General features: G+C 57.2%; 14 protein-coding genes and 1 pseudogene. 14 read left to right on the top strand and 1 reads right to left on the bottom strand.

The window, feature by feature from the left end:
• Both AKL25_RS20215 and AKL25_RS20210 read left to right on the top strand, forming a co-directional pair.
• A pseudogene (locus AKL25_RS20215) lies at window positions 1–136 on the top strand (ABC transporter ATP-binding protein); the annotation flags it as partial.
• Between the two features lie 83 nt (window positions 137–219).
• Window positions 220–789, top strand: a complete 570-nt coding sequence (locus tag AKL25_RS20210; protein ID WP_050479504.1) for an NADPH-dependent FMN reductase — start codon at window positions 220–222, stop codon at window positions 787–789.
• Between the two features lie 108 nt (window positions 790–897).
• Here AKL25_RS20210 and AKL25_RS20205 read toward each other — a convergent pair whose 3' ends face one another.
• Window positions 898–1,362: a PA2169 family four-helix-bundle protein gene (locus AKL25_RS20205; protein WP_050479516.1), complete on the bottom strand. Its 465-nt coding sequence runs from the start codon at window positions 1,360–1,362 to the stop codon at window positions 898–900.
• Between the two features lie 538 nt (window positions 1,363–1,900).
• On the opposite strand from AKL25_RS20205, the gene AKL25_RS20200 reads away from it, so the two are divergent.
• The 12 genes from AKL25_RS20200 to AKL25_RS24310 all read left to right on the top strand — a co-directional run bounded on the left by AKL25_RS20200 (window position 1,901) and on the right by AKL25_RS24310 (window position 9,368).
• Window positions 1,901–2,107 carry a hypothetical protein gene (locus AKL25_RS20200; protein ID WP_050479503.1) on the top strand — a complete coding sequence of 69 codons (207 nt, stop codon included), beginning with the start codon at window positions 1,901–1,903 and terminating at the stop codon, window positions 2,105–2,107.
• Between the two features lie 47 nt (window positions 2,108–2,154).
• A complete protein-coding gene (locus AKL25_RS20195) occupies window positions 2,155–2,373 on the top strand; it encodes a hypothetical protein (protein ID WP_050479502.1) in 219 nt (72 codons plus the stop codon).
• Between the two features lie 317 nt (window positions 2,374–2,690).
• On the top strand, window positions 2,691–3,002 hold the full coding sequence (locus tag AKL25_RS20185) for an ElaB/YgaM/YqjD family protein (RefSeq protein ID WP_050479500.1): 312 nt from the start codon (window positions 2,691–2,693) through the stop codon (window positions 3,000–3,002).
• Window positions 3,003–3,052: 50 nt separating this feature from the next.
• Entirely contained in the window at window positions 3,053–3,607 is a 555-nt protein-coding gene (locus tag AKL25_RS20180) for a ferritin-like domain-containing protein (RefSeq protein ID WP_157050712.1), read from the top strand.
• 93 nt (window positions 3,608–3,700) lie between these two features.
• On the top strand, window positions 3,701–3,913 hold the full coding sequence (locus AKL25_RS20175) for a CsbD family protein (protein WP_050479499.1): 213 nt from the start codon (window positions 3,701–3,703) through the stop codon (window positions 3,911–3,913).
• A 114-nt stretch (window positions 3,914–4,027) separates the two neighbouring features.
• Window positions 4,028–4,405, top strand: coding sequence for a hypothetical protein (locus tag AKL25_RS20170; protein ID WP_050479498.1), 378 nt, complete (start codon window positions 4,028–4,030; stop codon window positions 4,403–4,405).
• A gap of 96 nt (window positions 4,406–4,501) precedes the next feature.
• On the top strand, window positions 4,502–4,819 hold the full coding sequence (locus tag AKL25_RS20165; protein ID WP_050479514.1) for a BON domain-containing protein: 318 nt from the start codon (window positions 4,502–4,504) through the stop codon (window positions 4,817–4,819).
• Window positions 4,820–5,067: 248 nt separating this feature from the next.
• A complete protein-coding gene (locus tag AKL25_RS20160; protein ID WP_034298516.1) occupies window positions 5,068–5,697 on the top strand; it encodes a response regulator in 630 nt (209 codons plus the stop codon).
• 94 nt (window positions 5,698–5,791) lie between these two features.
• Window positions 5,792–6,259, top strand: coding sequence for a response regulator (locus tag AKL25_RS20155; protein ID WP_050479497.1), 468 nt, complete (start codon window positions 5,792–5,794; stop codon window positions 6,257–6,259).
• Between the two features lie 127 nt (window positions 6,260–6,386).
• A complete protein-coding gene (locus tag AKL25_RS20150) occupies window positions 6,387–8,441 on the top strand; it encodes a PAS domain-containing sensor histidine kinase (RefSeq protein ID WP_050479496.1) in 2,055 nt (684 codons plus the stop codon).
• A gap of 209 nt (window positions 8,442–8,650) precedes the next feature.
• Entirely contained in the window at window positions 8,651–8,824 is a 174-nt protein-coding gene (locus AKL25_RS20145) for a CsbD family protein (RefSeq protein WP_050479495.1), read from the top strand.
• A 196-nt stretch (window positions 8,825–9,020) separates the two neighbouring features.
• Entirely contained in the window at window positions 9,021–9,368 is a 348-nt protein-coding gene (locus tag AKL25_RS24310; RefSeq protein WP_157050711.1) for a hypothetical protein, read from the top strand.
• The last annotated feature ends 107 nt before the right edge of the window (window positions 9,369–9,475 follow it).

Raw genomic sequence — 9,475 nt, 5'->3', positions numbered from 1 at the left:
GCAGAACGCCAAGCTGGCGCTGGAGGCGGCGCATCGCGGTTATGTGATGGAGTCGGGCCTGATCACCATGACCGGCGATGCCAAGCAGATGCTTAATGATCCGCGTGTCAAGGCGGCTTATCTGGGTGAGGGCTAAGAAAGCGGCGCGCAAGTCTGGTGTAGGATAGGTCGGTGTTTCCGCTGTTTTCAGATTCAACTCCCTCATCAAAGGACATTGAAATGAGCGATACCCCGATCACTATTCTCGGCATCTCCGGCAGCTTGCGCGCAGGTTCTTACAACACGGCAGCGCTGCACGCCGCAGCGGAATTGCTGCCGCCCGGAGTGCGTCTGATCCAAGCCGACATCTCCGATATTCCCCTCTACAACGACGATGTACGCGCCAAAGGATGGCCGCCTTCGGTGGAGCGTTTTCGCAAGCAGATTGCCGAAGCGGATGCGATCCTGTTCTCTACGCCGGAATACAATTATTCGATTCCCGGCTTGCTGAAAAACGCCATCGACTGGGCCTCGCGCCCGCCGGAGCAACCTTTCGCAGGCAAGGCGACCGCCATCATGGGCGCCAGCCCGGGCGCCGTCGGTACGGCGCGCGCGCAATATCACTTGCGCCAGATCGGCGTCTTTCTCGATCTGAAATTTCTCAACAAGCCGGAAGTCATGATCGGCGGCGCCGGCGATCGTTTCGACGCCGGCGGCAAGTTGACGCATGAACCGACACGCGAATTCATCAAGACCATGCTGGTCGCGCTGCAAGAGCTGGCGTTGATGCTGAAGCATCACAAAAAATAAGACGGAGATCTGTCAGTAAAATAAAAAAGAGCGGCTTGTGAGCCGCTCTTTTTTATTTCCGGCGCACGCATGTTGGGAGACATGCGTGCGTCGCTTGCTACCGCATGCTTATGCCGCCTTCTTGGCGCGCACCTGATCGCGCAATGCCTTGACGCGGTCGTGATTGGCGAGCACACCCTGGTACTGGCGCTCGACGAGCAGGCGCACGTCGCTCGGCAAATCTTCCGCCAGGGCCTTGCGATAGGCGTTCACTGCGGCATCTTCACCGCGTTCGCATTCGTTGAGAATCGCTTCGTCGTTCTTGCCGACGATGGCGCTCTTGATGTTGATCCATTGGCGATGCAGGGCGCCGCTGACCGTGGTGTGGTTGGTCGGTTCGCCGCCCAGCGCACGCACCAGGTTCTGCAATTCCAGCGCACTCTGGCCGCAGGCCTGCGAGCGTTCCAGGAACTGGGTCTTGTAATACGCCTGGCGTTCCGATGCGTCTTCCGCGCAGACGCGGAAACCTTCTTCGCCGTCCTTCGAAATCTGGATCAGGTCGTTCAGGGTATCAATCAGTTGATCGTTTTTCATCATGTGCCTTTCATTGAAATGGAGGGGAAAAGTTTTTTCTTTTTCTGCTCTTACATCGCTGCATCAGTACATCAGTGCACGAAAAAGTAGATCAGCACCAGCACGAAAGCGGGAACGCCCAGTATCCAGGCGAGGAAATACTTACCCATATCTGCTCCTTGAAATGTGAGGTCAACGCATTGAGCTGCGTATTGACCAGGAGACGCGCATCGGTTCTTTGCGTGCCTGTCTGCGATCAGGCGGCAAGCGCGGAATAATCTTGACGTATTGCCAAGACTTGCCAAGCTTCGGCCGACTTGCCATCCAATGTTTGCATCGTAGTAGCTGCACCGCGCCGGGGCCATCAGACGCCTGCGCAATCGCTTGTAGGAAGGCAAGCGCAAAGATCGGTAACGATCACTGTGGAGATAGGCGGAAAGCCTTTGCCGGCGCGGCTTCTCATCTTGTCCTACAAGACAATGGGCGGGCGTCCTATACCTCTTGCCCGAAGGCATTGCTACGATCCTCCCATCGCATCATCAAAGCCGAGGAGCGCGTCATGAACAAAGACCAATTGGTAGGCAATCTGAAAATTGCACTGGGACGTCTGCATGCAAACATGGCCAGAGTTTCCGGCGATCAGTCGCGCCGCCGCCATGCCCTGCAATTGCAGGAAGCAGGCAAGGTGCAGCGCACCCTCGGCGATGCGCGCCAGATCATCAAGCACTCGATCAAGCATTCTGCGAAGCAGCATCTCTCGGCCTGAGCCGGTTGCCTCGCAAAGAAATTAACAAAGAGAACAGGGAGATCGCCATGCTGACCAAACGAAGCCTGTTGCTGGCGCTGGGTATTTCCAGTGCAGCAGTCGTTGCCGTCCTCAACATTTGCGCCAATCGCCTGCAGCGCGCCGACCAACGCGCGCACCGCAAGGCCTTGCAACGCTGGGAGGGTGAAGGCGGCAATGTATTTCAGCCGGCCATGCCGGCGCCGGCTGCACAAAGCGATGTGCTATCGCAGGACGCTACGCCCTGATTGAGGGTCATGCAAGGGATGGTGTTTTACCGGCCTTGTCCTACAAGGCAATCAGCAGCAGTCCTATCGCTGATGATGCAGTCAGAAAGTATCGTTCAGTTACCGGGTCCGCAACGCTATGTAGCCACGCGGATTACAGGGAAACAAGGAAGAGACAAGCGGTTCGTTTCACGACACAAGAACAGATCGAAACGGGTGCAATCATGGAAAAACTGGTGCTTTGCTGGTTAGTGGGTATGCCTCTGCTGATGCTGCTCGTTCTTCAATACTTCATGTATTGAGCCATAAGCCGAAGCCAACAAACAAGGAGTTAAAAAATGCGCGAAGAAAAATTGCGAACCGTCCGAACCGACGTCCAGGTGCTGTTGCAGGAAGCCCAGGAACTGTTCAATGAAGCCGCTGCGGCAACCGGCCAGAAAGCCGCCGATCTGCGCGCCAAGGGCGAGGAAATCCTCGACCGTGCGTTCATCAAGGCCCAGGGGATTCAATCGTATGTAGTGCAGACCGGCAAGGAAATCGCCGCCACCACCGACGATTACGTGCAGTCCAACCCGTGGCGGGCCATTGCCATCTCCACCGGCGTCGGCCTGTTGCTCGGCCTGTGCGTGTCGCGCAGCTGCGAACGCTAAGCGCCGGCTCATCCTCAGCCATACAGCCAACCGGATAAAGGAACACGATCATGTCAAGCAAACCATCCACGGTGCACCACATCAGCGGCAAGCCGTTTCACATCGACCGCGAGAAAGTGCGCCAGGACGCCATGAAGCTGAGCGACGGCGCCGTGACCAAGGGTTACAAAGGCGATCGTGAAGAAGTGGTCGCCATGCTCAACGATGCGCTGGCGACCGAGCTGGTCTGCGTGCTGCGCTACAAGCGTCACTATTTCACCGCGACCGGTCTGGAAAACGAACCGATCAAGGCCGAGTTCCTCGAACACGCGCTGGAAGAAGAACAGCACGCCAACCAGATCGCCGAACGCATCGTGCAATTGAACGGCGAGCCGAATTTCAACCCCCGCGAGCTGTCCGAACGCAGCCACGCGGATTATGACGAATCGACCGACATCAAGTCGATGATTCGCGCCAACCTGATCGCAGAGCGTATCGCCATCGAGACTTATCGCCAGATGATCGAACGCATCGGCGACGACGATCCGACCACCAAGCATTTGCTCATCTCCATCATGGCGAAGGAAGAAGAACACGCCGACGACATGAGCGACCTGCTGGATTGACTGCGCCTGACCGGCGCATAGACGCCGGTGGAAGACATGCCCCCGGCACTGTCTGGCAAAACCACACTATCGACAACAAGCAAGGAGAACAGCATGAACTGGGACATCATTGAAGGCAACTGGAAACAGTTTAAAGGCAAGGCCAAGCAGCAATGGGGCAAGCTGACCGATGATCAGCTCGACACCATCAACGGCAAGCGCGAAGAGCTGGCCGGCCGCATCCAGGAAGCATATGGCATCAACAAGGACGAAACCGAAAAGCAGATCAAGGCTTTCGAGGACAGCAACAAGGATTGGCGTCATTGATTCGTGCGCCATAGGTGCGCGATCGATGCGAGCCTGCGGGCTACGCTCTGATCCCCCGCCCGGACCGCATTTCCGTCAACCCATTTCGTCTTATAGATCAATAAAGGAAATCTCATGAAAAAACTCATCGCCACCTGCATCCTGACCACCGCCGCTTTCGGCGCGCATAGCCTGGCAAACGCCGCCGACGCCGTCAAATCCCAATACAAGGCTGACGTCGCCGCCGCCGATGCGGACTACAAGACCGCCAAGGCCAAGTGCAAGCCGCTCAAGGGCAATGAGGAAGACGTCTGCAATAAGGAAGCCAAGGCTGCGCACGAAACTGCGATCGCCGACGCCAAGGCCAAGCGCAAGACCAAGGACGCCAACAAGGATGCAGCCAAGACCACCAATGATGCCGATTACAGCGTCGCCAAGGAAAAGTGCGATGCCTTGAAGGGTGCGGAACAAGACAAGTGCACGACCGCCGCCAAGGCCAAGTACGGCAAGTAATTCGCAGCAATCCAGTAAGGTCATGGAGAGGTAGCGATGCTTCTCCATAAAAACAATCACACTAATGTATTCGAATTTACCAACAAGGAGATCATCATGACTTTATCTTTGACCAAACGCTTTATGGGCTTTTTCCTCGCACTGATGATGGTGTCGCTGGTCGGCTGCGCTTCCGGTCCCAACAAGGAAGGCACCGGCGAGTATGTCGATGATGCCGTCATCACCACCAAGGTGAAGACCGCCATCCTCCAGGAACCTAACCTGAAGTCGGCCGAAATCAACGTCGAGACCTACAAGGGTGTCGTGCAGTTGAGCGGTTTTGTCAGCTCGGCAACCAGCGCTACCCGTGCTACCGAACTGGCGCGCGGCGTCAAGGGCGTGACTTCGGTGAAGAACGACCTGCGCCTCAAGTAAGGTCTTTTCCGGCGGCGGCTGCGGCTGCCGCCCGGATCCGATCCGGAGCTTGTTTGCCGGACAATTGTTTTATCGGAACCAAGCAGCAAGAGGTAATAAGGTATAGTTAGCCGCGGAAGGCCCCGGTGCCGCCGGGCAACTCAATCAAATGACGGAAACGCTGCACAGCAGGCAAGGAACAGCGCAGTCGTACCGCATTTGCCTGATCAGGAAGGACTGCAGCATTGAACTTGATGCTGGTAAAAACTATGACAAAAATATTGGTAGTCGATGATCACGCTGTCGTGCGTGCTGGTGTCCAGCACTTTATTGCGGACATTCCGAACATGGAAGTCGGCGGTGAAGCAAGTACCGCCGAAGAGGCGATCCGCCTGGTGCGTACGCAGGAGTGGGACATTGTCCTGCTCGACATTGCGATGCCGGATAAAAGCGGCGTCGAAGTATTAAAACAAATCAAACGCGAAAAGCCGGCCTTGCCGGTGCTCATGCTGAGCATGCATCCGGAAAGCCGCTATGCGGTGCAGGTGCTGCGCAGCGGCGCCAGCGGCTATGTACAGAAGGAAGCGCTCGCGACCGATCTGGTCAGCGCCATCAACACTATTCTGCGCGGCCACAAATACATCAGCTACGGCGTGGCGGAGTTGCTGACTACCGATCCTGTGGATTCGGAAAAACCGCTGCACGAAACGCTGTCGCAACGCGAATATGAAATTTTTTACAAGCTGGGACAGGGCCAGGGCGTGACGCAGATCGCCGATGAACTCTGTCTGAGCGTGAAGACCGTGAGCACCTACCGGTCGCGCGTATTGCAGAAGATGAATATGGCCAACAACGCCGATATCATTTATTACGCCATCAAGAATAATCTGATCGATTGACGAAACATGACGGCAGGAATGTGCGGACCATACGCCGCACTGTCGTTTGCCATACCGGCCCGGGATTTTGGATTTGAGTGTCAGGATAGTAATCATGGAACAGGTATTGCAGGAAATGTCGGAAAGGATGGGGCGCAGCGCGAATGCGCCGCTGACGGTATTCCTCGTCGAAGATTCGGCCGACGTGCGCGACCTGATCATGGAAAGCCTCGCGGAGATTCCGGGCGTTGAACTGGCCGGTTATGCCGAGACCGAAGATGACGCCGCCGCCCATCTGGAAAACGAAAGCTACGATGTGCTGATCCTGGACATCCAGCTCAGGCAGGGCAACGGCATGAATCTGTTGCAGTCGCTGGCGCGTTCCGGCAAGAAGAGCCATGACGAGCTCAAGATCATCTTCAGCAATCATGTCAGCGCCACCTATCGCCGTGTCGGCTTGCAATACGGCGTGCAATTCTTCTTCGACAAATCTTCTGAATTTACCAAGTTGCGCAGCCTGATCGAAAGACTCAGCGGCAAGGGAAAAGGAATGGCGCCATTGCGCGGCTACACGCCGGCATGACCGGTTTATGTCGTGCAGCGCAGGCAGAATTACCTGTCTAAAATAATGTAGCCGGTGCAAGAACGAAGATGCGTGTTCGCCACGTGACGTTTGCGCACTCAACGGCACAATCCGGGGGCTTCGGCACATGCAAATAAAGGCAGTACGCAACGAGATCGGTGAAAGTTCATCGCTGGAGCACTACGTCGCCACGCAGGCGAATTTTGCCAGCATCGTCACGGCGGCGATGAGCCTGGCCATGATCATCGTGCTGTTCGGCATGGTGGTGCTTATCAGCTGTTATGCCGAAGACGACTACCGCAAGATCCTGGCGGATCTGATCGCGGTGCAGGGCAGCACGGCGGTCGGTTTCATCCTGGCGGGGGCGGCGCTCTACATGCAATGCCTCAACGTCGACCAATCGAGTCGCCGCCTGGCGATTTCTGCGCGTATCGTGGCCTGCCTGCTGCTGGTGCTGGGAGCCGGTTTCCTGTTGCAGAACGTGTTCGGACTGAGTTTGCTGGGCGACCGCCTGCCGGGCTTGCTTTCCACGATTTCCCTTGCGCACAGTGCGTTCGGCGCGGCGATCCATCCGCTGGCGGCGGGCAGCTTCGTCCTGATCGCGCTGACCTTGCTGCTGCATGATGTACGCATCCACGCACGCCACTATCCGGCCGAGTATCTGGCCTTCATCCTGATCGGTCTGAGCGCCATTCCTCTGGTCGGTTATCTGTATGGCGTCAACAAGCTGACCTTCCTGCATTATTCGACCGGGATTCCTTTCCTGTCGGCGCTGGGCTTCTTGTTGCTGAGCGCGGCGCTGCTGATGGCGCGGCCTTCGCATCGCCTGATGGCGATCATCGTCAGTCACGCGCCCGGCGGCAACATGCTGCGCCGCCTGCTGCCGTCGATGCTGCTGCTGATCCTGATCCTCAATCTGCTGGTGGCGCGCGGCGCCGAATACGGCCTCTATGCCGACCGCCTGATGTTGCCTTTCCTGACGCTGATCGACGGTGCGCTGGTGGTGTTCATTTTCTGGCGTTTCGCCGGCCGGCTCGATCGCGAATACGGCGCGCGCATGCAGAGCGCCGCCAAGCTGGCGGAAACCAATTCCCTGCTGACCGCGGTCAGCGACAGCACGCGCGAACCGATCTTCGTCAAGAATCGCCAGGGGCTGCTGGTGTTCGCCAATCCGGCCATGCTGCAGCAAGTCGGCAAGACCTGGGAAGAGGCGATGTACCGCGCCAGCCGCGAACTGTTCGCGCACAAGGAAGACGCCGAGCGCATCGATGAAGACGACCGGCGCGTCATGGCCAGCGGCCTGCCGGAAACCATCGAGCAGACCCTGCATTTGCCGCACGGCGTCTTCACGTATCAATCGACGCGCGTGCCCTGGTTCGACAAGGTCGGCAATGTGCTGGGCGTGATCGGCATCAGTACCGACATCTCCGAGCGCAAACGCGCGGAAGACTCGCTGCGCGAGCGTGAAGCGCAGCTGGAGAAAACGGTGGTCGAGCGCACCGCGCTGCTGCGCGAGCTGACCAATCACCTGGAAACCGTACGCGAAGAAGAGAAACGGGCGATTGCGCGCGAGCTGCACGACAACATGGGCGCCTCGCTGACGGCACTGAGCATGCATCTGGAAAGCGTCTACAAGATCCTGCCCGACGATGAGAAATGGCAGGAACGCAAGCCGCGCATCCAGGGGCTGATGAATTCGCTGGTCGGCACCACGAGACGCATCCAGACCGAGTTGCGGCCCAACATGCTCGACCTGTTCGGCCTCAAGGCCGCCATCACCGAGCAGATGGACGAGCTGGCCGAGCGTAGCGGCATGACCTGCAAGGCCAGCCTGCCGGACGAAGACGTCGCCATCGGCCATCAGATGGAAATCGCCATCTACCGCATGCTGCAGGAGATGCTCAACAACGTCACCAAACACGCCAAGGCGACGCAGGTCGACGTGATCCTGGATGTCGATGAAGAGCAGGTCGCCCTGACCGTGCGCGACAACGGCGTCGGTATTTCGCAAGACCGGCGCGACAACAACAAGACCTACGGCTTGCGCGGTTTGCGCGAACGCGCCACGTTCTTCGGCGGCGAAGTCGATATCCGTTCCACGCCGGGCAACGGTTCCCTCATCACCATTCGCCTGCCGATCGCCGCGCCTGCAGCACCTGCTGCTCCTGCCGCGCAAGCCTGATACATAAGCCCGATACATAAGCCTGACAAGGGGTTCGGTTTTCAGGTCGTTTTTTACTCTGCTTGTCCTACGTTTCAAAGCGGGGCTGTCTTATAGTCCCGCACCATCCCCCTCGCTAAGATGAACTCATCGCGTTTCCATCCATGGAGATGTGTGCAGTTGACTGTTGAGCATCGCAGTAACTGGTCTTTCAACTTTCAGGAGTCATCATGAATAAAGATCAAGTTCAAGGTAGCGCAAAACAGGTAGCCGGCAAGGTCCAACAAAAGGCCGGTGAAATGGTGAACAGCAAGGAACAACAGGTCAAGGGCGCCGCCAAGCAAATCGACGGCAGCCTGCAAAAAGGCTACGGCGACGCCAAGGAAGCACTGAAGGATCGCTGATCCTGAGCCGGTAAATGGGAGCGAAGGCTCCCATTTTCATGCCGGCCCGCTCTTTCTTGTAGGAATCGTCTTACGCCAGAATCGGAGAAGCACGGCTGTTGAGCCTTTCCCGCTTTTGTCATGATGGGCCGAGAGAAGAACAGGCAGGTATTGACTTAACAGGCCCTGGTACGCAGGACATGTCGAGGGAGGGATTATGAAAAAAACAGTTACCGTTGCTTCGCTCGTACTGGTCGGCATGATGGCATGCTCAGCTGCCGTCGCCGCTACCCCTCACGCTACGCAAGCAGCAGTGCCGGTGCCGAACGACGATGCCGCTCATGTCCTCATGGTGAAGAGCCATGCACAAGCAGGAAAAGCATCCGGCGTGAAGCCGGCATCGGACAAAAAGAAATTCCGCTATCTCGACATGGTAGAGAGAAAGCATCCTTCGTCGATCCGTAATGCGGTCATCGTGTATGACCACGCGCTGATGCGCAAGAAGGCTTGTGACTCGCACGATCCCGCAAGTGTAAGCGAATGTTTGGGACGTCCTTCGGTGTGAAACTATCCGCCTTCAAGTCGTCTAAAAAGTATGCGCCTCGCAAACCGGCGCTCAACTGAATCATTTGCTGCAGCGGCAGCATCAATCAACTTTTTATAGAGGTGTCA

It is taken from the genome of Herbaspirillum rhizosphaerae (assembly GCF_001189965.1).
GTDB lineage: Bacteria > Pseudomonadota > Gammaproteobacteria > Burkholderiales > Burkholderiaceae_D > Herbaspirillum > Herbaspirillum rhizosphaerae.
This window is presented reverse-complemented; position numbering and strand designations above follow the sequence as displayed.

Excerpts from the sequence above, each read along its gene's own strand:
- AKL25_RS20165 (WP_050479514.1), top strand. The coding sequence starts at position 4,502 with ATGACTTTATCTTTGACCAAACGCTTTATGGGCTTTTTCCTCGCACTG.
- AKL25_RS20195 (WP_050479502.1), top strand. The coding sequence starts at position 2,155 with ATGCTGACCAAACGAAGCCTGTTGCTGGCGCTGGGTATTTCCAGTGCA.
- AKL25_RS24310 (WP_157050711.1), top strand. The coding sequence starts at position 9,021 with ATGAAAAAAACAGTTACCGTTGCTTCGCTCGTACTGGTCGGCATGATG.
- AKL25_RS20200 (WP_050479503.1), top strand. The coding sequence starts at position 1,901 with ATGAACAAAGACCAATTGGTAGGCAATCTGAAAATTGCACTGGGACGT.
- AKL25_RS20175 (WP_050479499.1), top strand. The coding sequence starts at position 3,701 with ATGAACTGGGACATCATTGAAGGCAACTGGAAACAGTTTAAAGGCAAG.
- AKL25_RS20180 (WP_157050712.1), top strand. The coding sequence starts at position 3,053 with ATGTCAAGCAAACCATCCACGGTGCACCACATCAGCGGCAAGCCGTTT.
- AKL25_RS20145 (WP_050479495.1), top strand. The coding sequence starts at position 8,651 with ATGAATAAAGATCAAGTTCAAGGTAGCGCAAAACAGGTAGCCGGCAAG.
- AKL25_RS20150 (WP_050479496.1), top strand. The coding sequence starts at position 6,387 with ATGCAAATAAAGGCAGTACGCAACGAGATCGGTGAAAGTTCATCGCTG.
- AKL25_RS20185 (WP_050479500.1), top strand. The coding sequence starts at position 2,691 with ATGCGCGAAGAAAAATTGCGAACCGTCCGAACCGACGTCCAGGTGCTG.
- AKL25_RS20160 (WP_034298516.1), top strand. The coding sequence starts at position 5,068 with ATGACAAAAATATTGGTAGTCGATGATCACGCTGTCGTGCGTGCTGGT.
- AKL25_RS20155 (WP_050479497.1), top strand. The coding sequence starts at position 5,792 with ATGGAACAGGTATTGCAGGAAATGTCGGAAAGGATGGGGCGCAGCGCG.
- AKL25_RS20170 (WP_050479498.1), top strand. The coding sequence starts at position 4,028 with ATGAAAAAACTCATCGCCACCTGCATCCTGACCACCGCCGCTTTCGGC.
- AKL25_RS20205 (WP_050479516.1), bottom strand. The coding sequence starts at position 1,362 with ATGAAAAACGATCAACTGATTGATACCCTGAACGACCTGATCCAGATT.
- AKL25_RS20210 (WP_050479504.1), top strand. The coding sequence starts at position 220 with ATGAGCGATACCCCGATCACTATTCTCGGCATCTCCGGCAGCTTGCGC.